At 41.3% G+C, this 23334-nt stretch carries 19 protein-coding genes; 11 read left to right on the forward strand and 8 right to left on the reverse strand.

Translation table 11 applies throughout. The features are described 5' to 3' along the window. Positions 1-81: 81 nt before the first annotated feature. On the reverse strand, positions 82-1827 hold the full coding sequence (locus ACYSNU_RS06920; RefSeq protein ID WP_461736450.1) for an ABC transporter ATP-binding protein: 1746 nt from the start codon (positions 1825-1827) through the stop codon (positions 82-84). After that, positions 1817-3556, reverse strand: coding sequence for an ABC transporter ATP-binding protein (locus ACYSNU_RS06925; RefSeq protein ID WP_461736451.1), 1740 nt, complete (start codon positions 3554-3556; stop codon positions 1817-1819). The genes ACYSNU_RS06920 and ACYSNU_RS06925 overlap by 11 nt, the downstream gene beginning before the upstream one ends. Positions 3557-3741: 185 nt before the next feature. Here ACYSNU_RS06925 and ACYSNU_RS06930 point away from each other — a divergent pair, with 185 nt between their 5' ends. The 4 genes from ACYSNU_RS06930 to ACYSNU_RS06945 all read left to right on the forward strand — a co-directional run bounded on the left by ACYSNU_RS06930 (position 3742) and on the right by ACYSNU_RS06945 (position 9141). Then, positions 3742-4593 carry a putative ABC transporter permease gene (locus tag ACYSNU_RS06930; protein ID WP_461736452.1) on the forward strand — a complete coding sequence of 284 codons (852 nt, stop codon included), beginning with the start codon at positions 3742-3744 and terminating at the stop codon, positions 4591-4593. Positions 4594-4828: 235 nt separating this feature from the next. Further along, on the forward strand, positions 4829-5926 hold the full coding sequence (locus ACYSNU_RS06935; protein WP_461736453.1) for an aggregation-promoting factor C-terminal-like domain-containing protein: 1098 nt from the start codon (positions 4829-4831) through the stop codon (positions 5924-5926). 116 nt (positions 5927-6042) lie between these two features. Further along, positions 6043-8490 carry a DNA translocase FtsK gene (locus ACYSNU_RS06940; RefSeq protein ID WP_461736454.1) on the forward strand — a complete coding sequence of 816 codons (2448 nt, stop codon included), beginning with the start codon at positions 6043-6045 and terminating at the stop codon, positions 8488-8490. A 192-nt stretch (positions 8491-8682) separates the two neighbouring features. Continuing rightward, positions 8683-9141 carry a GNAT family N-acetyltransferase gene (locus ACYSNU_RS06945; protein WP_461736455.1) on the forward strand — a complete coding sequence of 153 codons (459 nt, stop codon included), beginning with the start codon at positions 8683-8685 and terminating at the stop codon, positions 9139-9141. Positions 9142-9202: 61 nt separating this feature from the next. Here ACYSNU_RS06945 and ACYSNU_RS06950 read toward each other — a convergent pair whose 3' ends face one another. The 5 genes from ACYSNU_RS06950 to ACYSNU_RS06970 form a co-directional block, all read right to left on the reverse strand. Further along, the gene (locus tag ACYSNU_RS06950) at positions 9203-10519 is read right to left on the reverse strand and encodes a TPM domain-containing protein (RefSeq protein WP_461736456.1); all 1317 of its coding nucleotides are present in this window, start codon (positions 10517-10519) and stop codon (positions 9203-9205) included. Between the two features lie 10 nt (positions 10520-10529). Next, the gene (locus tag ACYSNU_RS06955) at positions 10530-11108 is read right to left on the reverse strand and encodes a LemA family protein (RefSeq protein ID WP_461736457.1); all 579 of its coding nucleotides are present in this window, start codon (positions 11106-11108) and stop codon (positions 10530-10532) included. Between the two features lie 239 nt (positions 11109-11347). Beyond that, positions 11348-11884 (reverse strand): TetR/AcrR family transcriptional regulator, encoded by a 537-nt coding sequence (locus ACYSNU_RS06960; protein WP_265458555.1) that lies wholly within the window; start codon positions 11882-11884, stop codon positions 11348-11350. Between the two features lie 227 nt (positions 11885-12111). Beyond that, a complete protein-coding gene (rnjA, locus tag ACYSNU_RS06965; protein ID WP_265458557.1) occupies positions 12112-13788 on the reverse strand; it encodes a ribonuclease J1 in 1677 nt (558 codons plus the stop codon). A gap of 1 nt (position 13789) precedes the next feature. Further along, the gene (locus ACYSNU_RS06970; protein WP_265458558.1) at positions 13790-14002 is read right to left on the reverse strand and encodes a DNA-directed RNA polymerase subunit epsilon; all 213 of its coding nucleotides are present in this window, start codon (positions 14000-14002) and stop codon (positions 13790-13792) included. A gap of 561 nt (positions 14003-14563) precedes the next feature. Between ACYSNU_RS06970 and ACYSNU_RS06975 the strand changes: the two genes are divergently transcribed. The 3 genes from ACYSNU_RS06975 (at position 14564) to ACYSNU_RS06985 (ending at position 18638) form a co-directional block, all read left to right on the forward strand. Beyond that, positions 14564-16294 carry an ABC transporter ATP-binding protein gene (locus ACYSNU_RS06975; protein ID WP_461736458.1) on the forward strand — a complete coding sequence of 577 codons (1731 nt, stop codon included), beginning with the start codon at positions 14564-14566 and terminating at the stop codon, positions 16292-16294. Beyond that, positions 16291-18057, forward strand: a complete 1767-nt coding sequence (locus tag ACYSNU_RS06980; protein ID WP_461736459.1) for an ABC transporter ATP-binding protein — start codon at positions 16291-16293, stop codon at positions 18055-18057. The genes ACYSNU_RS06975 and ACYSNU_RS06980 overlap by 4 nt, the downstream gene beginning before the upstream one ends. Positions 18058-18152: 95 nt before the next feature. Next, entirely contained in the window at positions 18153-18638 is a 486-nt protein-coding gene (locus tag ACYSNU_RS06985) for a gamma carbonic anhydrase family protein (RefSeq protein ID WP_461736460.1), read from the forward strand. A 58-nt stretch (positions 18639-18696) separates the two neighbouring features. Here ACYSNU_RS06985 and clpP read toward each other — a convergent pair whose 3' ends face one another. Further along, positions 18697-19290 carry an ATP-dependent Clp endopeptidase proteolytic subunit ClpP gene (gene clpP / locus ACYSNU_RS06990; protein WP_265458566.1) on the reverse strand — a complete coding sequence of 198 codons (594 nt, stop codon included), beginning with the start codon at positions 19288-19290 and terminating at the stop codon, positions 18697-18699. 207 nt (positions 19291-19497) lie between these two features. Here clpP and ACYSNU_RS06995 point away from each other — a divergent pair, with 207 nt between their 5' ends. The 4 genes from ACYSNU_RS06995 to hflX all read left to right on the forward strand — a co-directional run bounded on the left by ACYSNU_RS06995 (position 19498) and on the right by hflX (position 23166). Beyond that, a complete protein-coding gene (locus ACYSNU_RS06995) occupies positions 19498-20019 on the forward strand; it encodes a hypothetical protein (RefSeq protein ID WP_265458762.1) in 522 nt (173 codons plus the stop codon). A 196-nt stretch (positions 20020-20215) separates the two neighbouring features. Further along, the gene (locus ACYSNU_RS07000) at positions 20216-20998 is read left to right on the forward strand and encodes a glycerophosphodiester phosphodiesterase family protein (protein ID WP_461736461.1); all 783 of its coding nucleotides are present in this window, start codon (positions 20216-20218) and stop codon (positions 20996-20998) included. Then, on the forward strand, positions 20991-21926 hold the full coding sequence (gene miaA / locus ACYSNU_RS07005) for a tRNA (adenosine(37)-N6)-dimethylallyltransferase MiaA (RefSeq protein WP_461736462.1): 936 nt from the start codon (positions 20991-20993) through the stop codon (positions 21924-21926). Before ACYSNU_RS07000 ends, miaA begins: the two co-directional genes overlap by 8 nt. 1 nt (position 21927) lies before the next feature. Further along, positions 21928-23166, forward strand: a complete 1239-nt coding sequence (hflX, locus tag ACYSNU_RS07010) for a GTPase HflX (RefSeq protein ID WP_461736463.1) — start codon at positions 21928-21930, stop codon at positions 23164-23166. The last annotated feature ends 168 nt before the right edge of the window (positions 23167-23334 follow it).

Below are 23334 nucleotides of genomic sequence, written 5' to 3' on the forward strand. Positions count from 1 at the left end.
TCTAACTTTCAGGGGTCACTGCATAGGCTTAATGCAAAGGAGTTTTTTTCTTTATCTAAGTAAATAAAGCGAAAATGACTTTTATTCACTAAATTGGGCATGGTAAAGCTGAGAATAGTAACCGTCGATTTTTAATAGATGATTATGGGTGCCGGCTTCAACAATTTGACCTTGCTCCATCACCAGAATTTTATCGGCATTTTTTATGGTCGAGAGGCGATGTGCAATCACAAAACTGGTCTTACCCTCCATCATTGCCAGAAAAGCCGCTTGAATATTTTTTTCTGTTAAGGTATCGACAGAACTTGTTGCTTCATCCAAGATAAGCATAGGCGGATTACTTAACATGGTGCGGGCAATTGTTAGCAATTGCCGCTGACCTTCGGAAATTTTTAAGCCAGAGGTACCGATGATGCTATCGAGTTTTTTCGGTAACCGCATCACAAAATCATACATATACGTTTTTTTCAAAGCCTGATAAATTGCTTCATCACTGGCTTCAGCATTGCCAAATTGTAAATTTTCGCGGATGCTGGCGTCAAAGAGCCAAGTATCCTGTAGCACCATCCCAAATTGTTGCCGCAGATTATCCCGCTTTAAATCGGTAATATCCGTATCATCAACGGTTATTTTCCCCTGATCAACCTCATAAAACCGCATCAGCAAATTGACTAAAGTGGATTTGCCTGCACCAGTCCGTCCGACAATCGCAATCGTTTCACCGGGTTCAGCGGTAAAATTAAAATCAGTGATTAATTTTTGCTGTGGATCATAGGAAAATGCCACGTTTTCAAAGCGAACTTTACCGGCAACTTTTTCTAAAATAAGTTGGCCATCATCTTTTTCCACTGAATTGTCCAAAATTTCAAAGGCCCGATCCAAACCAGCAATCGCTGTTTGGATTTGCGTGGTAATACCTGATAGCTCAATAAAAGGCTTGGAAAACTGACTGGAATAGATAATAAAACTTGAAATCACACCGACAGTCACAGTCGGGCTGCCGTTTAAGACTAAAAGACCGCCAATTAAGCCAATCATCAAATAGGCACCATGGTCGACAAAGCGAGACAAGGGATTTGTCAAGGAGGAAGAAAACTGGGCTTTTTGCCCTTTGACATTTAATTCCTGATTAATGGTTTCAAAATTTTGCTGATTTTGCTGTTCTCTTTGAAAGGCAATCACAATTTTTTGGTTGCTGACCATCTCACTGATAAAGCCAGATAGTTCGCCGACAATCCGTTGCTGGTTGCCAAAATTTGCTTGTGAGGCCTTCGTTACCAACCAATTTACGATAAAAATAATCGGTGTTGTGACTAGGACAATCAAGGTCAGTGTTGGGCTAAGATAAAGCATAAATCCAAGGGAGGCAATGACAACAGCTGCCCCGGAAAATAATTGATTAAAAACAGCAGAAGCGGCTACGGAAATATTATCCATGTCGTTGGTAAAACGGCTGACAATATTGCCATGGGGCGTCTGGTCATAATATTTTAAAGGCAAAAAATTAAGGTGCTCAAAGACTTTTTTTCGTAAATCAGCAACAGAAAGATAAGCCAAGTTATTACCTAATTTTTGAATAAAAAATTGACTGATGCTGGCGACAAAGACAATTGCGACAAACATCATCAAAATGGCTACCAGTTGGCTAAAGTCGACTTGGCCGACACCAATCAGCTGATCAACACTGTGGCCGATTTCATAAGTTAGTAAAACAGTCGCGATTCCGCTGATGATTCCCAAGAAAATAGCGGAGATAATTTCTTTTTTATAAGGCATTAAAAAAGGTAGAAATCGTTTTAATGAGCTAAAAGTTCCTTTAGTTTTCATCGCTGACCTCCTGATCGGTTTCTGCTTGAGAAGCGACAATTTCACGATAGACCGCTGATTGCTGCAGCAAATCTGAATGGCGGCCCATATCCGCCAAGCGACCATTTTCCATGACCAAAATTTGGTCAGCCGATTGAATCGAGCGCACTCTTTGAGAAATGATGATGACGGCACCTTGATAATCCCGTTTTAAAGCTTGGCGTAAAAGTAAATCTGTTTGGTAATCTAAAGCGCTCAAAGAATCGTCTAAAATCAAGAGCTGGCTTTGGGCCATCAAGCCACGAGCAATACACAGACGCTGTTGTTGACCGCCGGAAAAGTTCTTGCCGCCTTCTTCTACTTTAGTGTCGAGCCCTTTAGGTAGTTGTTGGACAAACTCTAGACACTGGGCGATGGTTAGTGCTTGATAGCATTCTTCATCTGTGGCAGCAGCTTTCCCCCATTGCAGATTTTCTCTGATTGTTCCATTGAAGAGAACGGCTTTTTGCGGAACCATTGCGACTTGGCTGCGAAGTTCTGTTAAAGACCAAGCTTTAACATCAATCTCCCCAAAGTTCACTTGCCCAGCTGTAGCATCATAGAAGCGGGGAATTAATTGTGTAAGAGTGGATTTACCGCTACCGGTAGCGCCGATTATCCCTAAGATGGAATTATTGGCCATCGTAAAGCTGATATTTTCTAAAGCCAAACCAGAATCAGCGGTGTAGCGAAAGTCAACATTTTGAAAAGCTAAAAGGGTTTTTGTTGAGCTAGTTTCTATCCCTTGACTGCCGTCAGCACTTAAATTATTTTCACTAGCTAGGACTTCTTTGACCCGGGTGCTGCTGGCGGCGGCTCTGGTGAAAATCACCACCAAATTGGAAACAACAATCAAAGCCAACAGCATTTGGTTCATATAATTGACTAACGCAACGACTTCTCCTTGTTGCAAAGAACCGATATTAACCCGAATGCCACCGAAATAAAGTAAGGCGACAATCCCCATATTCATGATGAAGGTAGTTGCCGGACTTAAGAGAGCAGAAATATTTGAGACCCGCAGATAGACTTTCGATAAGTCATCTGTACTTTCATTGAAATTCTTTTTTTCAGTATTGCGACGGGCAAAGGCGCGAATTACTCTGACCCCGCTTAAATTTTGGCTGACTAGCTCATTGATCCGGTCAAGTTTTTGCTGAACTTGCCGATATAAAGGAACAGTCTTGGTGACAATAAAAAATAAAATAATGCAAAAAAGCGGCAGTAGCAAAAGAAAAATAAGCCCCATCTGCCAATTGATATAAAAGGCCATCACAACGGAGCCGATACTTAAAAATGGCGCCCGAATAACAAGGCGGATCAACATTGCTAAGGCTAGCTGCAACTGATTGATATCACTGGTCATGCGGGTAATTAAAGTATCCGTGCCAAATTCATTTAATTGGCTGTGGGAAAAATGATTGATTTTGTTCATCAATTGATTGCGCAGCTCAGTACCAAAGCCTTGAGAAGCAATGGAAGCGTAGTATTGGCAAATCATGGCACAAATCAAGCCGACGACGGATAAGACAATCATCCAAATTGTCATGCGGATGACTTCGCTGCGATTGCCAGCAGTAATCCCTTGGTCGATTAGGGCAGCCATTAATAAAGGCAGCAGCAGCTCAAAGACCGCTTCTAAAAATTTGAAAATCGGTCCGAGAATCACTTGTTTACGATAATTTTTGGCATATTTTAATAATTGAACCATTTTAAACTCCTTTGCAGCAGTAGATTATTTAGTTTTACATAATAATAGAAGAAAGATACTCGTCTATTGTAGACTAACTTTTCTAGCAAAGAAAGTCCGGCGCTATATTTTAAGGTTGAAACGAGTACTTTTTCGATTTTTTTGCTAAAATAGTTTTAAAATGAGAATAGAAATTGGAGAAAAATATGGATGAGTTTATTAAGGTAGTCTGGCTATTTTACATTTATTCTTTTATCGGATGGTTGTGGGAAACAGTTTATTGTTCCTTAAAGGCAGGACACTTTGTCTATCGAGGTTTTTTAATCGGACCCATTACACCGATTTATGGCTTCGGAATTTTAGGGGTTTTGTATTTTATTGAACCTTACCAAAATAATTTGCTTCTATTATATGTCTTGTCGGCCATCTTGGTGAGTGTTTTGGAATATGTCACTAGTTTTGCTTTGGAAAAACTTTTTAATGCTTCTCTGTGGGATTATTCAAAGGTACCATTAAATATTAATGGCAGAGTGGCAATTCCTGTTTCCCTTTTTTGGGGTGTGGGTTGTGTCTTGATTGTCAAAGTTATCCATCCCCGAGTTTTAATGGCAGAAGGCTGGTTGACGGCTCATTTTGGTGTCGTCCTGCCAATTATTATGATTGTCATTACCTTAGCTGATTTAACTTATACAGTCACCAACATGGCTTCCTTCAAGAAAGTTACCAAGGAGGTTGCTCAGGTGATTGAAACTTCGCAAGCGGAATTTGAAGCTCGTCGCCAAACTCGTCATCAAGAATTGCAGACAAATGTTCAAAATGTGAAGGATAAAATTGCTGGTCAAATTTCTGATGTTCAAAATGATTTGAGTCAACGACGGAGTGAAGCCGCTAAATCTTGGCAGGAATATTTAACCAGTAATCCGGATTTAAGAGGGAAATTGCCTAAATTCAATTTTAACCAACGACGGATTGTGCGGGCCTTTCCTAATTTGAAGTATAAAAATCGCAGCAATATCAAAGATATCCAAGAACTGCTCTTGAAAAAAAGAGAAAAATAAAAAACTTCCAGAAATGTTACCAGAATGTTACAAGAAAGAAAATAAGGAAAAATTAAGAAAAACCTTGATTTGTTAAGGAGTTCTCCAGACTCTTAAAAAACTTTAATCCAATCGAGGAGATTTCTGCTTTTTTTGTAACAAAATGTAATCTCACTGCAACAAAAAACCTTTTATTAATCTGTATAATTACTGCGGAGATCAAGTTGAGAAACTTTGATGAAAGGTGTGGGATTTAGTGAAAGCAAGAAAAAGCATAGTGTTACTATCTGCGTTACTTTTAACCAGTACGGTTTCACCAATGTTTGTGGGTGCCGATACAATTGATGACTTAAATTCACAAGAAAGTGATTTAAACAATCAAGCAGATTCAATCAACTCACAAATTAACAGCGCAATGGATCAAGCGCAAGCAACTGCAGATCAAATCGATGCTTTAAGTACTTCGGTTGCCGATAACCAAGAAAAATTAGTACAAACCCAAGCGGATATCGAAACAACCAAAGCCAATATTGAAGAACGCAAAGCGGCGGTAGCCGAACGGATGCAGGATATTCAATTAAATGGTTCCAGCGAAAGAGATTGGCAGGCGTTATTAGATGTGGAAAGTATTACTGACTTTGTCAACCGCGTTTATGCAATGACTGTTTTACAAAACGCTGAAAACGATAAAATTGAAAGCCTGAATACAGAACAAGCTAAGTTAGAAGAATTAGAAACCCAATTGGCTGATACACAAGCTGAGCTTGAAGCCAATCAAGCAGACTTAGAAACTCAAAGTGCGGCTTATATCACGCAGGTGAATGACTTAAAAGTTCAATTAGCGAATAATCAAGACGCTTTAGCCGGTGTTGTTGCCAGCAAAGAAGAAGAGGAAGCTCGCATTGCAGCTCAAGCAGAAGCCGATCGTTTAGCAGCCGAACAAGCTGCTGCAGATGCTCAAGCAGAAGCGGATCGTTTAGCCGCTGAGCAAGCGCAGGCCGCAGAAACACCTGTCGCTCAACCAGAAACAAATTCTAATACAAACAATAGCGGTTCAACTGGCTCAACCAATAATGGTAATAGCAATAGTGGTTCAACTGGTGGCTCATCAACAGTTACTGATGCAGAAGAATTAGCAGCTAAAGAATGGATTGCCATGAAGGAATCGGGCGGTTCGTATACTGTTTATTCAGCAAGTGGTCAGCATTATGGTCGCTATCAATTATTATTAAGCTATCTTGGCGGCGATTTATCTCCGGAAAATCAAGAGCGGGTTGCTGATAATTATGTCAAACAACGTTATGGCTCATGGGTGGCTGCAAAAGCTTATCACCTAAGTCATAATTGGTATTAAAAAACTGACGCAAGTCAGTTTTTTTTTGCACTTTTTTTAACTGACAGTCAAAAGGAAAACTTTTGTTCCCATCGTTTTTTATGTATAATAGAGAAGGATTAAGTGAGGGGAAGGACATGGCAAAAAAAAGAAAAACCAAAAAACAGCAAAAACAACAGGAACAGTTGATGCTAATTTTGATTGGCATTGGCTTTATTTTTTTAGCAGGCTTTAGTTTATTTCAATTAGGCTTTTTAGGCCGCTTGGTCGCCAATGGTTTAAGATTAATTGGCGGTAACGCCTATCCGATTTTATCGGTGCTCTTAGTGATTTACGGCGGATTTTTAATTCTGCAAAACAAAACCTTCAAAATCAAAAAGCCCCGGCGACTTGCTGGCGGATCAATTTTTCTTTTGGGAATTTTACTTTTCTTACACATTCGCTTATTTAGCGGAATGCAAACCGAAGGAAATGTCATTACGATCACTTGGGATCTTTTGTTGCAGGATATCCGCCACAATCAAATTTCGGCTAATGTCGGCGGTGGTATACTCGGGGCTGTTTTATACAGTGGCAGTCATTTTTTAGTGGCTGATTTTGGCAGCTACATCATTTGTTTATTATTCTGGCTAATAGGAATTTATCTTTTCAGTGGCATAGATTTGCAGCGGATTTTAGACTTTCTGCAAAAGGTCAATGAATGGCTTCAAGGGGACCCAAAGAAAGAACAAAAAACAACTAGACAGCAAAGAGCTCCTGAGAAAAAAGCAGCAAAAACTAAAGCAGCACCAGCTGAGCCAGCATTTGCTGAGGGTGCTACGGATGATGAAGATTTAAGCTGGGCTCAAAAGCGAAAACTAAAAAAAGCCGAACGAGTGGCAGCTCAACGGGAAGCTGCCGAGGCTGAGGTGGCCCGTCGCAAGCAAAACCAAGTGCGGCCGTTGTCTCCCGGTGAAGAATTGGCTCAAGAGATGTATCGGGAAGAAGAAAGCGAGCCGGTACCCGTGCAGCTGGAAATTCCGATTGATAGCTTTCAAAATAATTCGGTTTCAACATCAGCTCAAAAGCATTACGAAGAGCCAGAAGAAGCCGATAATGAAGATTTAGAATTTGCGATTCAAGCAGAACCGGAAGACCGTGATTATCAATTGCCACCATCCACCTTGTTAGATTCGATTCCAACAGCGGATCAAAGTGGCGAATACAAAAAAATTGAAGAAAATATCGGCGTGTTGGAAAATACCTTCAAAAGTTTTGGCGTTGAGGCCCGGGTGGTCAAAGCTAGCCTAGGACCATCAGTAACAAAATTTGAAATTCAACCGGCTGTTGGTGTTAAAGTCAGCAAGATTGTCAATCTTACTGACGATATTGCCTTGGCTTTAGCCGCCAAGGATGTCCGGATGGAAGCACCAATTCCAGGAAAATCACTGATTGGTATTGAAGTGCCGAATTCGACTGTCAGCACTGTTTCCTTCAGAGATATTATTGAAGCTCAGCCAGATCATCCAGATAAAATTCTGGAAGTGCCTTTAGGTCGAGATATTTCTGGCTTAGTTCAGGTGGCAGATTTAACTAAGATGCCTCACCTTTTGATTGCCGGTTCGACTGGTAGTGGGAAATCAGTGGCCATTAACGGAATCATTACGAGTATTTTAATGCGGGCCAAGCCACATGAAGTAAAATTGATGATGATTGATCCAAAAATGGTGGAGCTAAATGTGTATAACGGGATTCCCCATCTGCTAACGCCAGTGGTGACTAACCCGCGAAAAGCTGCGCAAGCTTTGCAAAAAGTAGTCAAGGAAATGGAAGAGCGTTACGAAAAATTTGCTGCAACGGGAGTTCGTAATATCAGCGGATATAACGAATTAATTACTCAAAAAAATCTTGAGGATGGTCAAAACCATCCGATTTTACCGTTTATTGTGGTGATTGTCGATGAGTTAGCTGACTTGATGATGGTGGCCAGTAATGAAGTCGAGGATGCAATTATTCGTTTGGCCCAGATGGCTCGGGCAGCGGGAATTCATATGATTTTAGCGACGCAACGACCAAGTGTTGATGTTATCACTGGTATCATCAAAGCCAACGTGCCTTCACGGATTGCCTTTGCGGTTTCCAGCGGGACTGATTCCCGGACGATTATTGACAGCAATGGTGCTGAAAAATTATTGGGCCGCGGTGATATGCTCTTTTTACCGATGGGAGAAAATAAACCGATTCGGGTGCAAGGAGCCTTTATCTCTGATCATGAAGTTGAGCGGGTCGTTAAGTTTGTCACGGATCAACAAGAAGCTGACTATCAAGAAAGCATGATGGTGACAGAAGAAGAGGAGCCGACCTCAAATCCCAGCGAGCATCCTTTAGACGATTTATACGAACCGGCCAAAGAGTTGGTGGTGGATATGCAAACCGCCAGTATTTCTTTTTTACAGCGGCGTTTTAGAATCGGCTATAATCGGGCAGCAAGAATCGTTGATGAGCTAGAGGAAAATGGCGTGATTGGACCTTCAGTTGGCAGTAAGCCGCGGGAAGTCTATCTGCAAAAAGAACCGGAGACAGATGAGCCGGAGGTTTTTGAATAAACCGAATTGATTAAAATTGTGTTGGCTGATGTAAAATTCAGTTGACACAATTTTTTTGTTTTTTTTACGTTGATTTTTGTTAAAATAGGGATGAGTAAAGAGAATGGAGTGGTCATTATGAAGAAAAATTTAAATCAGGCTGCTGCTAAGAATTTATGCAACGTCACTTGAATTAGATAAGAAAGAGGTTCTATGACACAAGCAAATATCACATTAACACCAGTTACCACGGAAAATATCGACCAGATTTTGGCTTTGACCGTGCAAAAAAGTCAAGAGGGCTACGTGGCGAGCACCTGTAAAAGCTTGGCCTATGCCTATGTTATGCGGGATTTCGTCAATCCCTATGGCATTTATTTAGCCGAGGAACTGATTGGTTACGTCTCAATTATTTTTGATGAAGAGGACCAGATGTATAATATCTGGCATTTTCTAATAGACGGACGTTTTCAAGGCAAGGGCTATGGCAGATTAGCTTTACTGGCCACCCTTGAAATTGTTAGAGAGAAAGCTCAAGGTCTAACCGAGATATTGGCCTTAAGTGTTGAACCGGACAATCAAGCTGCAATTCATTTATATGAAACAGCTGGCTTTTATAAGACCGGTGAAATTGTCGAAGGGGAAAGCGTGATGCTTTTCAAATTGAAATAAAAAAATTGCCGCTGATGGAAGAGCTGAAACAGCCTCATCAGTGGCAATTTTGTTTTATTTTTTACCAGCCGCCTGAGGAGCCACCGCCGCCGGAAGAACCGCCGCCAAAGGAACCCCACGAGCCGCCGCTACCAGAACCAGAGCTATTATTGTCGGACCAGTTGCTGGAATTATAGTTTGAAGCTAGATAAGCTGTTGTTAAAATGGTCCCGTCACTTGAATACAAGGTGTCGCCAATCAGCACGCGGCCTAAGCCTTTCGCTGTGGCTCCGGAAGTGTTCAAGAGCCGTCCTTGAATTACGGCACGCCGTATGCCTTGCAGAGTCAGGGCTAAGAAGAGACCGCTTTTCAAAATGTAAAACAAATCGGTTTTGCGGATGGCACTTGTTGATAACTGAGCAGTGTTTGCTTCAGAAATATTTTCCTGATAATCCTGCAGATAATGTTTTAAGTAGCTGCGACTTCTTAACAAAAGGCCAATCATCAATAGACTAATGAAGGCGAGTAGCAGCATGCTGATAATCAGCAGCCAATGAATTAATTTGGCTGTGCCCAGCTCGTCTTCAATGCGTGCGATATTGGAGTCCACCAATGCGGTTTTAGAATTCATCAAATTGAAGGTTTCATCCAGCACTTGATTGACGCCAGTATTGTAATCCTCATCTCTAAAGGCTTCAACCACGGCATCATCTTCGGTAATATCACTAGCTAAGCTATCGGTAATCGTGCCCTCCAGTCCATAGCCAACCTCAAGACGAAATTCTCGGTCGTCAACGGCAACTAAATATAAGACGCCATTGCTTTCCTCGGCGTTGCCGATTCCCAGCTGATTAAAAATATCATTCGCCAGTTCATCAATATCCTCACCAGCTAAATCTGGTAAGGTGACGACCATTAGTTGCGCACCATTGGTACTGGCAGCCAATTCTTTATTTAAGCTGTATATTTTTTCCTTCGTTGCACTGTCTAAGATTCCCGCATTGTCAGTGGCGAAAATATTGTTGCGATTGATGGCTAAGGTAATATTTGTGCCATCGATAGGAACCTGATAGTTGTCTTCATTGCTGGGATAATCCTTGAGATTAGCTAGATTATCCTCTAGTGTTTGATCAAAATCAATCGTCTCAGGCTCAATTGTGCCATCTAAAATGCCCTGGCGCTGTTCAGACAGCGTATCTAATTGTTGTGAGTAGTCTGACAGTCTGTTTTGATATGAAGTATTGTTGACAGCAGTTCTAAAAAAGATAAAACCACTGACAATTAAAGCAATTAAAAACAGACCAGCAGCAATCAAACTACGCCGCCGCAGATGATGGTAATTCGTTACTACCTGCTGATTTAAAGCAGCAGCATCTTGGGAAGTCTGTCTATTTTTCATCAGCTTCACCTCAATTGAAGCTGACATCTGGAGCTTGGTCAGCACCTTCTTCGGCGGCAAAGTTGGCTTTTTTATCAAAGCCTAACAAACCGGCGACAATATTTTTAGGAAAAGCAATTAATTGTTGATTATAGGTTTGCACTTCATCAATATAATTTTTCCGCTCAACAGAAATGCGGTTTTCACTACCTTCTAGTTGCGTCATTAAGGTTTTAACATTTTCATTGGAGCTTAACTCTGGATAGCTTTCTTGAATCACGTTTACCAAAGTCCCAACGCTTTGTTCTAGTTGGTCATTGGCGGCAATTTGTTCCTCTGGTGTTGTGGCATCATCATAGGACTTGCGGGCTTCGGTAATCGTTTGAATAATTTCGCTTTCATGATCCATGCTTCCTTGGACACTGCTTACTAGATTTGGAATCAAATCAGCCCGCCGTTGCATCACATTTTCTACTTGCGACCAAGTGGCATCCACGTTATTCTCTGCTCGAGCCAAAGAATTGTAAGTGGTGACAAAGTAACCGCCAATTGCAATGATAACGACTGCAACGACCCCTAAAATAATCCATCCCGTTTTACTTTTTTTCATATTTTTTCATCCCTTTCGTTCCACTGTCAGCAGGTGCTTGAATTTTAGTGGAATGATTTAATAATATCAGAATAAAAAAAACTAACATCAGTCTTTAGGAGTAGAAAAAAAGACTAAGACAATTTGTTGCACGTTGTCTTAGTCTAACCCATGAGGCGGTAACCATTGACAGAGGCCGGCTACTCAAGGGGGATGCATTAAATTTTGAGGTTCGTGTATTGTGTGTTTTGGCAAGACGACTATTCTAAAATATAAAGTGTCTCAATTTTTTCTAAGAAAACCTTGGTGTCAGGAATTTCACGATCTTGATAGGCAATTAACGAACCTTTGCCGACAATATAATACCAAAACATTTGAAACATAGCATTGCGCTCATCTTCTTCTAAACTGTCATAGTCGTGCTGTTCCTTGGCAATTTGGTTGAAGTAGCCACGGATATAACCCTCCACCCGCATACTGCATTCTGCATCTTCAACGAAAAACCGCAAAAATTCTTTAGGATATTTTTTAGCATAAGAGCTAACGGTAGCAGACAATCCTTCTAGAGAGGTGATGCTATTCTTTTTAAAATAATTTTCAATTTTGGCGATGATAAAATCACAGAGGCTATCCTTGAACTCTGTCAAGTTCGTAAATTCACGATAGATTGGCTGCGTCGAACACTTGATTTGTTTAGCGACATTCCGTGCATGGAAATTTTTAAAACCTTCTGCAACAACCAGTTGATAAGCACCGTTTAACAAGTGCTCCCGATAAATCTTTTTAGTTCTAACCATTATAAACCTCCTTTGATACAACAACACCCAAAACGTTCAAAATTTTTCTGTACGTAGAGACTTTTATCTCTTAAAGTAATTTTATCACATTTATTGGCATAATTTAATCTTTTTTCTTCACTAAATAAAATTTATCGGTTTTTTTATGAGAAATATATATGAGATTTATCAATCGATACAAAAAAAGGAAAAACTGTCATAGATTGTGACAGTTTTTCCAAGGTTGCTCAATTATCTGGTGTCATGACCATTGAAAGAATCATTGGATGCCGTTCTGTTTGTTCAAACAAGAAGGGCTGGATGGTTTCCGTCATGACATCTCGTAATTTTTGTTCGGTGCAATCTGTTTCTTTAAGAGCTTCTCTTAGTGCGTTAAATAATAACCGTTGACCGGTATTAATCATATCGCCTGATTCCCGCATGTAGACAAAGCCGCGGGATAAAATATCTGGGCCTGCTAAGATTTCTTTTTTAGCGATATCGATAGTCGCTACTACTAAGACTAGGCCTTCCTCAGATAAAATCCGGCGATCCCGTAAGACCACATTGCCGATATCGCCAATGCCGCTGCCGTCAACATAGACGTCGCTGGCATTAAAATGGCCAGCTTGGCGGGCAGAGTCTGCTGTCAAAGCTAACACATCGCCGTTGCCCATGATAAAACAATTTTCAGCTGGCACGCCGGTATCTTGGGCCAATTGGGTATGGATTTTCAACATCCGAAATTCCCCGTGGACTGGCATAAAGTATTTTGGCTTCATTAAGCGCAGCATCAATTTTTGTTCCTCTTGGCCACCGTGACCAGAAGTATGAATATTGTTAATTTTTCCGTGAATTACGTTGGCACCAGCCTCTGATAATAAATTAATCAGCTGGTTAACACTGGTGGTATTACCAGGAATCGGTGAGCTAGAGAAAATCACCGTATCATCCGGTTGTATTTGAATTTGCCGGTGGGTACCATTGGCAATTCGGCTTAAAGCCGCCATTGGTTCACCTTGAGAACCGGTACATAAAATCATCGTTTCATTTGCTGGCATCCGATTGATTTCATGGGATTCAACAAAAGTACCATCGGGGACATTAATGTACCCGAGGCGTTGGCCATTAACAATCGCATTTTCCATACTGCGGCCAAAGACGGCAATTTTACGGCCGGTGGCAACAGCGGCATCGGCTGCTTGTTGCAACCGGAAAATATTGGAGGCGAAGCTGGCAAAAATAATGCGGCCATCGATTTTTTCAAAGATTTTTAAAATAGATGCGCCAATTGTTTTTTCTGATTTTGTAAAGGTCGGAATTTCTGCGTTGGTACTATCTGATAGTAAACAGAGGACGCCTTCTTCACCGATACGGGCCATCTTGTGAAGATTGGCCGGTTCTCCCACCGGTGTGAAATCAAATTTGAAGTCTCCAGTTGCTACGACATTACCGGATGGAGTTTTAACGACAACACCCAAGGCATCTGGAATACTGTGGGTTGTCCTAAAGAAACTAATCGACGTTTTACGGAAGCGCAAAATGGTGTCTTCATTAATTTCATGCAATTCAGCATCCCGCAATAGACCATGTTCATCTAATTTATTCGTAATTAAAGCTAGCGCTAAAGGGCCAGCATAAATTGGGATATTAGCTTGCTTTAAAAGATATGGCACGCCGCCGATATGATCTTCGTGGCCGTGGGTGATGACTAAAGCTTTGACTTTTTGGATATTGTTGACGATATAGCTGTAATCGGGAATGACGTAATCAATCCCTAATAGATCGTCTTCCGGAAATTTAATACCGGCATCAATAATGATGATTTCATCTTGGAATTGTACCCCATACGTGTTCTTCCCAATTTCACCAAGACCACCAATGGCAAAAACGCCCGTCTCGTTGTTTTTTATGGAAGGTTTCATATTAGAAGTCCACCAATTTGAATTCTGTATTTTCTTTTTCGTAATCGAGATGGTTACCCGTTAATCCTTGAAGAAATTCAATATTGTATGGGGTGTTTTCTTCAACACGTTGACGAGCTTCGACTTCTGTATCTGCTTCAATGTAAAGCGATTGGGTTTCTTCCCGTTTTGGGTTTCTTTCTTTGCTTTCTTGATAAAAAACTTTGTAAATCATAAAGTATTCTCCTTCAGCCAAAATTGGCAAATTTTTTAATTTTCAGTTCACAATAAAAAAGCTACATGCAAAACCGTTGTGACATAAGTCAAAACAGAATCGAAAGCTGAAAAAAGGCTAAGCTTTATAGCGCTGCAAAACAAAAGGAAATAGCAACAGAGAATTTTTGGGATTCTCAAGGCAAAATTTTATTTTTGCAGACAGCCAGCTTGTCAGTCGACTTATGGCACATCCATTTGAGTTATTTTCAGTGATGAGGGCCAGCTAATCACTGAAGGAAAGTCTTGGATTACTTTCTTTGATGTAGGAATTTCTTATTCACCGAGTGTGTTAAATAGTTAGGTTAATTCTATCATAGTTAATGAAAGAAGTATAGAAAGTAAGCTAAAAGAAGATAGCCATTGAAAAATTCGTGTGGTATAGTGGGGATAAACGGACTTTTTTCATTTGATCAATAAAATTCTGGATCATCTGGGGAAATTTGAATCAGCGGATGGGCCTGTTTGAGAAAGGGGATGACAGACAGGGCGTCTGGAAGTTGAAAAGGAGAGTAATAAACGAATGAAATTAATGTGGCAGTATACCATGCGCAATAAAAAATTACTCCTAGGAGATTTCATTTGTGTGTTTGGCTTTATTTTAATTGAGTTGGGTCTGCCAACTATTTTAGCAAGAATGATTGACGTTGGGATGGCCAATAATGATTTTGACTACATCAAGCGCCAAGGCCTGTGGATGATTGCCATTGTCGTGGTTGGGATTGTGATGAATATTTTACTGGGCTATTTTAGCGCCCGCATCACAACGAATATCGTCCAGGAAATTCGCAATGATTTATTTGCTAAAATCCAAACGTATTCACATTTAGAATATGAACGTCTGGGTGTCTCATCATTGATTACCAGAACAACAAATGATGCGTATCAAATCATGCTCTTTATGCAAAATATTTTGCGGACGGGGTTTATGACGCCGATGATGTTTGTCGTTAGTTTATATATGGTCATGCGCAGCAGTGCCTCTTTAGGGATGTATGTGCTGCTGGCTCTACCGGTACTTTTGGTTTCAGTATTATTGATTGCTAAATTTTCTGAGCCATTGTCTACTAAACAGCAAAAAAATCTTGATAGCATCAATGGTATTTTAAGAGAAAACTTATCTGGCTTGCGGGTTGTTCGGGCCTTCGTCAATGAAAAATTTGAAGAAGATCGCTTTGAAGTGGTCAACGACCAATATACCCAAAGCTCGAAAAGCTTATTCCGCTTGATGGCGGTTGCCCAACCGGGTTTTTATTTCCTATTTAATATTGTAATGGTCATTATCATTTGGAACGGAGCTGTGCAAATTGATTCAGGCGCTATCCAAGTCGGGGACTTGATTGCCTTTATTGAATATATTTTCCACGCTTTGTTTTCATTTATGATGTTTGCCAGCATCTTTATGATGTATCCGCGGGCGGCAGTTTCCGCGAAACGGATTCAAGAAGCGTTGGATGCCAATCCGGCGATTAAAGATGATGCCGCTGGCGTTACCACCACGGAAAAACATGGCTACATCGAATTTAATAATGTAACGTTTGCTTACACGGGGCATTCAGAATCACCAGTGATTCGCAATGTCAGCTTTACGGCGAGCCCTGGTGAAACGGTCGCCTTTATCGGCAGTACCGGCAGCGGGAAATCAACGCTGATTCAATTAATTCCTCGCTTTTATGATGTCACCGAGGGAGAAATTTTAATTGATGGCGTGAATGTTGAAGAATATAGCTTGCGGGCCTTGCGCCAAAAAATCGGCTACATTCCTCAAAAAGCGATTTTGTTTACTGGCACAATTGCCGATAATCTGCGCTACGGAAAAGAAGATGCAACCATGGAGGAAATGGAAGCCGCGGCAGATATTGCGCAAGCCTCTGATTTTATCAGCCAAAAAGCTTTAGGCTATGATGAAGAATTATCCGAAGGTGGCTCGAACTTTTCTGGTGGTCAAAAGCAACGTTTGGCGATTGCTAGGGCCGTGATTCGCCGGCCGGAAATTTATGTCTTCGATGATAGTTTCTCAGCTTTGGATTACCAAACGGATGCCAAACTGCGGGCCCGTTTGAAAAAAGAAACGACAGAATCCACTGTGCTAATTGTCGCACAGCGGGTGGGAACCATCATGCACGCAGATAAAATTATCGTCTTAAATGAAGGTAAGGTTGTCGGCGAAGGCACCCATGAAGAATTATTAAAGAGCAGCAGTATTTATTATGATATTGCCGCATCCCAGCTTTCAGAGGAGGAATTGGCATGACAAAATCATTTTCTTCTTTAAAACGCTTATGGATTTATGTAAAACCTTATAAAATGACCTTTTATTCGGTCTTGTTTTTTGTTGTAGTCACAGTAGCTTCTAATGCGTTGATGCCTTATGTGACTGGCTTACCGATTACGCGGATTACAGCGAACGTCTTGGCCGGTGAACCGCTAGACTTCGATTACGTGATTATGTGTTTGATTTGGATTGCGATTATCGGTGTCGTCTATTGTATCGCCCAACTATTATCAGGGGTTTTGATGGCCAATGTTGTTCAAAATTCGATGAAGGATTTGCGGACGGATATCGACGAAAAAATTAACCGTTTGCCGGTGTCTTATTTTGACACCCATCAACAGGGAAATGTTTTGTCACGGGTTACCAATGACGTCGATGCTGTCAGCGGTGCTATGCAGCAGGCTGTCATCAACATTGTTTCAGCTTTGTTAAGTATTGTGATGGCGCTGGCAATGATGTTTTATATCAACTGGATTATGGCGCTAATTTCGATGATTATGATTCCGGCATCGTTACTTATCAGTCGGACGATTGTTCGAATTTCGCAAAAGTATTTCCAGAACATGCAAAACGCTTTAGGTGATTTAAATGGGTATGTTCAAGAGAATATGACCGGCTTTAGCGTCTTGAAATTATACGGGCGGGAAAAGGAAACTTTAGAAGGTTTCAAAAAAGTTAACGGTCGCCTGCAGCATTTTGGTTTTAGAGCAACCTTTATTTCTGGTTTGATGATGCCCTTAGTGCAATTAACGGCCTACGCAACTTATATCGGGATGGCTGTTCTCGGGAGTTATTTTGTAATTGGCGGCATTATTGTAGTCGGACAGTTACAGGCCTTTATCCAATATATTTGGCAAGTATCTCAGCCAATGGGCAATATTACGCAGCTGTCTTCAATGCTCCAAAGTGCTTCGGCTTCAACGAATCGGGTTTTTGAAATTTTAGATGAACCAGAGGAAATTCAAAATGACGTCGATTTACCGTTGCCGCAACCTTTAGAAGGCAATGTTGTCTTTGACCATGTGGCCTTTAGTTATGATCCGAAAAAACCTTTAATTAAAGATTTAAACTTTGAAGTGAAGGCTGGACAAACGGTAGCGATTGTCGGACCAACCGGCGCCGGTAAAACGACGCTGATTAATTTATTGATGCGCTTTTACGATGTTGATTCCGGTGCAATTAGAGTTGACGGTGTCGATACGAAGGCCATGAACCGCAGCGATGTGCGTTCAGTTTTCGGCATGGTGCTACAAGATGCTTGGCTGTATGCCGGCAGCATTGCCGATAATATTCGTTTTGGTAAATTGGATGCGACCGATTATGAAGTTGTCGATGCCGCTAAAACTGCCAATGTTGATCACTTTATCCGCACGATGCCTGATGGTTACGAGATGATGATTAACTCAGAAGGGGACAATGTCTCTTTAGGGCAAAAGCAATTGTTGACGATTGCCCGGGCAATTATTTCTGATCCGAAAATTTTAATTTTGGATGAAGCAACCTCTTCAGTGGATACCCGTTTGGAGGCTTTGATTCAAAAAGCGATGGATCGGGTGATGGAAGGGCGTACCAGCTTTGTAATTGCCCACCGCCTATCAACGATTCGCGATGCTGATTTAATTTTAGTCATGAACCAAGGGGAAATTATTGAAAAAGGCACCCATGAAAGCTTGCTGGCTGAAGGCGGCTTTTACGAAAAATTATACAATAGTCAATTCGCTGAAGAAGGGGATTACGACTAGCAAAAAGAAGTCTGCGGACTTCTTTTTTTGTTTTAAATAGGGTAAACTATAAGCAGTTCTTAAAAAAATTTCGTTTATTCTGAGAGGAGTTTAATATGCGCTATATTGCAAAAAGTGCTGATGTAGTTGGAAAAGTAACTCTAGGTGATGAGGTGACTGTGTGGTTTCAGGCGGTCATTCGCGGCGATTATAATACGATAAAAATCGGTGATCGGACCAATGTTCAAGATGGTACCGTCGTTCACGTGGATACTAATTCGCCGGTCGTTGTTGGCGACGATGTGACGATTGGCCACAGCTGTATTATCCACGGCTGTACCGTTGAAAACGGCGCTCTGATTGGGATGGGTACCACGATTTTAAATGATGCTGTCATCGGTGACAATTCTTTGATTGGCGCAGGCTCTCTGGTGACCGAACGAACTGTGATTCCGCCGAATTCATTAGCTTTCGGCCGACCAGCCAAAGTGATTCGTCAATTAACTGAAGAAGAAATTGCCAAAAATCTGGCCAACTCTCAACATTATGTTGAAGCTGGTTATGAATATCTGGCACAACGTTACGAAGAAATTACGGATTAATAAAATAAAAAGCCTCCTTCGCATTTTTACGAAGGAGGCTTTTTATTTCATCTAAACTTTATTTCAATTTACCGCTGTTTTCCATGACTTCATCAATCAAGCCATAAGCTTTAGCTTCTTCGGCTGTCATAAAGTTGTCCCGGTCGGTATCTTTTTCAATCACTTCTAGCGGTTGACCAGTCCGTTCAGCTAAAATTTTATTTAAGCGTTCACGGGTTTTTAAGATGTGACGAGCCGCAATCTCGATTTCAGTAGCTTGTCCTTGAGCACCGCCAAGTGGTTGGTGAATCATGATTTCAGCGTTTGGCAAAGCAAAACGTTTGCCTTTAGTACCAGCTGTCAACAAGAAACTACCCATCGATGCTGCCATCCCTAAGACGATGGTTTGCACGTCAGCTTTGACAAAATTCATCGTGTCAAAAATGGCCAAGCCGGCTGAGACGCTACCACCAGGAGAATTGATATAAATATAAATATCTTTTTCAGAATCCTGTGCGTCCAAGAAAAGCAATTGGGCAATCACTGAGTTTGCCACATTGTCATCAATTGGGCCGCTCAACATAATAATACGATCTTTTAATAAGCGTGAGTAAATATCATAAGCACGTTCCCCACGGGATGATTGTTCAATAACTGTAGGAATTAAATTCATTTGTAAGGTCCTCCTTTGATTCGTTCAAAAGTAGTTTACCACAAAGTTGGCAGAACGAGTATCTAAATGCTAGTATACCCAAAAGGTCAATAAAGGTCAAATGATAAAACCCGTATCTGGATACTTTTTAGAACAGGAATATGCTATCATAAAAACTGCAGCAAGTCTTCAAAAACGCAGGAGGAATAATCAGTGGATAATTTAAACATGACGATTTTAATTGCGGCAATCGCCGGGTTTTTTGGAATTTTAGTTGGGGCAATTTTAGTAATTTTTGCCTTTAATTTACGCATCAAATATGACGAGGGCAAAGAACGCCGCAGCCGGGAGCTGGAATACACTGTCAAAGAAATCGAAACCTTGAATTTATTAAATCAAAAGGTCAATGAAATCCTGCAAAAGCGCAATCTCTTTCGCTCGGATTATGTCAGCTTTGATTCCTTTGATGATAATTACATTACGATTGATGATTTTGTATTTCTGCAGACCTTCACCTCGCAAAATAATTTTTATTTGCCGACCTATCTAGTTGAGGAATTTTTTAAAAATAATTCCCATCGACGGGTGATTTTGTCGCCAGAGGAAACGGTTCGCTTAGGGGGATATACCTATAAAGGCGGCCGGGCTTTGATGGAAACTTTTTCCGATGATTTAGTCAGAATCATGGAAGAGAAAAAAATCTACTTGAAACAGCTCTCCAATCAGCCGTTGAGTTATTTTGTCTCATAAATAAAAAGCACCTGCCTGCTTAACGAAAGTTGTTAAAGCTTTGTCTTCAACTGTTTTGACTTTTGTAAGAGTGGCGGTGTTTTTTTGTTTGCAACTAAACAAAAGGTCGGTAAATCAGCGGCGAAAACAAACTTAAGGATTAGACTGTTTTAAAGGACCATTCAATGATAAAATAAAACAGATTGGAGGTTGCCAAATGACTGAAATTTTTGCTCACCGGGGCTTTAGCAGTGAGTATCCAGAAAATACTTTGCCGGCTTTTTCAGCGGCGCTAGAATTTGCTGACGGCCTTGAGCTGGATGTTCAGCTGTCAAAAGACCAACAGCTAGTGGTCATTCACGATGAAACTTTGGAACGCACCACCAACGGTCAAGGTTTTGTGGCGGATTATACTGTCGCCCAATTGCAAACCTTCAATGCGGGAGCGCATTTTGCAAAGAATCCGCTGGCGACGCAAATTCCCACCTTTAAAGAGGTCTTGGCGTTATTAATTCGCCAAAATTTCCAAGGGACTTTAAATATAGAATTAAAAACAGATATTATTCATTATCAGGGGATTGAGGCGATTCTGTTAGATTTATTGCAGGAGTATCGCTTGGATTTTCCTATCATTTTTTCTAGTTTTTATCTGCCAACTTTAGAAAAACTGGCTCAGCTTTATCCGGCGGGGAATTATGCTTATATATTTCGCAATGAAACAGATAAGGTGCTACTAACGGAAGAAACTAGTTTTTTAACGGCGATGCATCCGAAAATTGTTTGGCTGAGAAAGCATCAGCAATTTTTTACAAATGAAGCGCCAAAGAAAAATTGGCTAAAGCGAAAAACACCTGAAAAAGTGACCATTACCAAGCCGCAGCGTTTTTGGACGGTTAATGAAGAAGCAGATTTGAAGTTATGCTTTGCCAATCAGGTGGCGGGAATTTTTACAGATAATCCCCGATTTGCTAGAGAGGTACAGGCAAAAATGTATGGATAAAGTTTTGGTAATTGTCGGGCCGACAGCCGTTGGCAAAACGGCTCTCAGCATTGAACTGGCCCAAAGATTTGACGGCGAAATTATTAGTGGCGATTCCCTGCAAATTTATCAAGGGCTAGATATCGGTACCGCCAAAGTCACGGAAGCGGAGATGGCGGGCATCCCCCATTACTTGATTGATGAAATTTCGATGGCTGAAAATTATTCCGTCGCTGATTTTCAACTCAAGGCCCGTCAAAAAATCAGTGAGATTACCAAACGCGGCAAGCTGCCGATTGTGGTCGGCGGCACGGGTCTTTATATTCAAGCGTTGCTCTACGATTTTCAATTAGGCGCTCCGACAACGGCTGCTGAGGTGGCCAGTCAGCGGATTCGTGAAAAATACGAAGCCTTGGCCGAAAAAATTGGCAATCAAGGACTCTGGGAATCATTAGAAGCAGTGGATCAGGCAGCTGCTGCCAAAATTCATTTTAATAATCGCCGCAAGGTTATCCGCGCTTTAGAAGTCTTTGAACTGACTGGCAAAAGTATTTTCGCCCAAGAAAAGCCAAAAGCCTTGTATGATTATCTGATGATTGGTTTAGATACCCAACGCCAACAGCTTTATGAGCGGATAAATCTGCGGGTAGATTTAATGCTGGAGCAGGGCTTGTTAAGAGAAGCCGAGCTGTTGAGCCAGCATCCTGAGTACCAATCAGCACAGGGCATTGGCTACAAAGAATTTTTTGCCTATTTAAAAGGTGAAGAAAATTTAGCGGATGCCGTGGCGGCAGTGAAGCAAAACTCCCGCCGTTACGCAAAACGACAATTAACCTGGTTTCGCAATCGCAGCCAGGCTCAGTGGTTTGATTTATTAGAAGATTCTGCAGCTCTAGAGAAAATCATCGAGCTGACTACCAAATGGCTGACTGAAGGAGGGCAAGGGTAAGTTGGAAAAAGTTATCTTAGTCGGTGTGGAGACACCAGAAAATAATCGCAATTTTACAGAATCGATGCTGGAATTAAAAGGCTTGACCAAAACAGCTGACGGCGAAATTGTCTATACGCTGATTCAAAAACGGCCGAAGTTTGATTCTCAAAGCATTATCGGCAAAGGAAAATTAGCCGAGTTAGCGCAACTGGCGGAGGCCCACGAAGCGGATTTAATTATTTTTAATCACGAATTAAGCCCTCGCCAAAGCCAAAATATTGCCGAAGTCATCGCCGTGCCGGTCATTGATCGTGTCCAGCTGATTTTAGATATTTTTGCCTTGCGGGCTCGTTCAAAAGAGGGCAAACTACAGGTGGAATTGGCTCAGCTGAATTATTTATTGCCACGACTTATAGGGCAAGGAAAAAATCTTTCCCGATTAGGTGGCGGCATCGGTACGAGAGGTCCCGGGGAAACTAAATTAGAAACAGACCGACGCCATATCCGTAATAAAATTACTGCTATCAAAAAAGAATTAAAGGAAGTGGCGGCGCATCGGGAGCGCAGTCGCCAAAAACGTCAAAATGAGGTGTTCCAAATTGGTTTAATCGGCTACACGAATGCCGGCAAGTCAACCGTGTTGAATTTGTTGACCAGTGCGGAAACTTACGCCAAAGACCAATTGTTTGCGACTTTGGATCCTTTGACAAAGAAATGGAAGCTGCCGCAGGGGATGGAAGTGACCATTACTGATACGGTTGGCTTTATTCAAGATTTACCAACGCAATTAGTCGATGCTTTCCATTCTACTTTAGAGGAAAGTGCCACGGTTGATTTACTTTTACATGTCGTGGATGCCTCTTCACAAGATCGTCTGTTGCAAGAAAGCACAGTCTTGTCTTTGATGGAGGATTTAAAAATGGCCGGCAAACCCGTGCTGACCATCTACAATAAGGCGGACAAAATTAATCCCAATGAATTTATTCCCAGCTTATTTCCAAGCGTGCTGATATCTGCGAAAAGTTCCACCGGCCGGGAAACAGTCACAGAGGCAATCCGCCGGCAGATGATGGAGATTTTGCAGCCATATCAAATCAGCCTGCCTAGTTCCAGCGGCAAAGAATTAAGTGAATTGAAGCGGCAGACTTTAGTTGTCGATGAAAAATTTGATGAGTTTAATTCGACTTACAGCGTCCGTGGTTTTGCCCAAGAAGGTTCCCGTTGGTTACCACGGGACTTGCCGAAGGAAGAATTTTAAGTATTGAGCCGACCCTTGAAAAGTTTTTTTGAAAGAGGCTTTTCAAGGGTTAAGTTTAAGAACCAAACATTTATTTTAATAAAACGTTTGCAATCTTTTGTGAATTGTTGTATATTGAAAGAGAACTAAGTGGATGGTTACTGGTTAAGCAGGCTATACCTTTTTATA

It is taken from the genome of Enterococcus sp. LJL120 (assembly GCF_054871765.1).

Excerpts from the sequence above, each read along its gene's own strand:
- ACYSNU_RS06920 (WP_461736450.1), bottom strand. The coding sequence starts at position 1,827 with ATGAAAACTAAAGGAACTTTTAGCTCATTAAAACGATTTCTACCTTTT.
- ACYSNU_RS06925 (WP_461736451.1), bottom strand. The coding sequence starts at position 3,556 with ATGGTTCAATTATTAAAATATGCCAAAAATTATCGTAAACAAGTGATT.
- ACYSNU_RS06930 (WP_461736452.1), top strand. The coding sequence starts at position 3,742 with ATGGATGAGTTTATTAAGGTAGTCTGGCTATTTTACATTTATTCTTTT.
- ACYSNU_RS06940 (WP_461736454.1), top strand. The coding sequence starts at position 6,043 with ATGGCAAAAAAAAGAAAAACCAAAAAACAGCAAAAACAACAGGAACAG.
- ACYSNU_RS06945 (WP_461736455.1), top strand. The coding sequence starts at position 8,683 with ATGACACAAGCAAATATCACATTAACACCAGTTACCACGGAAAATATC.
- ACYSNU_RS06950 (WP_461736456.1), bottom strand. The coding sequence starts at position 10,519 with ATGAAAAATAGACAGACTTCCCAAGATGCTGCTGCTTTAAATCAGCAG.
- ACYSNU_RS06955 (WP_461736457.1), bottom strand. The coding sequence starts at position 11,108 with ATGAAAAAAAGTAAAACGGGATGGATTATTTTAGGGGTCGTTGCAGTC.
- ACYSNU_RS06960 (WP_265458555.1), bottom strand. The coding sequence starts at position 11,884 with ATGGTTAGAACTAAAAAGATTTATCGGGAGCACTTGTTAAACGGTGCT.
- rnjA (WP_265458557.1), bottom strand. The coding sequence starts at position 13,788 with ATGAAACCTTCCATAAAAAACAACGAGACGGGCGTTTTTGCCATTGGT.
- ACYSNU_RS06970 (WP_265458558.1), bottom strand. The coding sequence starts at position 14,002 with ATGATTTACAAAGTTTTTTATCAAGAAAGCAAAGAAAGAAACCCAAAA.
- ACYSNU_RS06975 (WP_461736458.1), top strand. The coding sequence starts at position 14,564 with ATGAAATTAATGTGGCAGTATACCATGCGCAATAAAAAATTACTCCTA.
- ACYSNU_RS06980 (WP_461736459.1), top strand. The coding sequence starts at position 16,291 with ATGACAAAATCATTTTCTTCTTTAAAACGCTTATGGATTTATGTAAAA.
- ACYSNU_RS06985 (WP_461736460.1), top strand. The coding sequence starts at position 18,153 with ATGCGCTATATTGCAAAAAGTGCTGATGTAGTTGGAAAAGTAACTCTA.
- clpP (WP_265458566.1), bottom strand. The coding sequence starts at position 19,290 with ATGAATTTAATTCCTACAGTTATTGAACAATCATCCCGTGGGGAACGT.
- ACYSNU_RS06995 (WP_265458762.1), top strand. The coding sequence starts at position 19,498 with ATGACGATTTTAATTGCGGCAATCGCCGGGTTTTTTGGAATTTTAGTT.
- ACYSNU_RS07000 (WP_461736461.1), top strand. The coding sequence starts at position 20,216 with ATGACTGAAATTTTTGCTCACCGGGGCTTTAGCAGTGAGTATCCAGAA.
- miaA (WP_461736462.1), top strand. The coding sequence starts at position 20,991 with ATGGATAAAGTTTTGGTAATTGTCGGGCCGACAGCCGTTGGCAAAACG.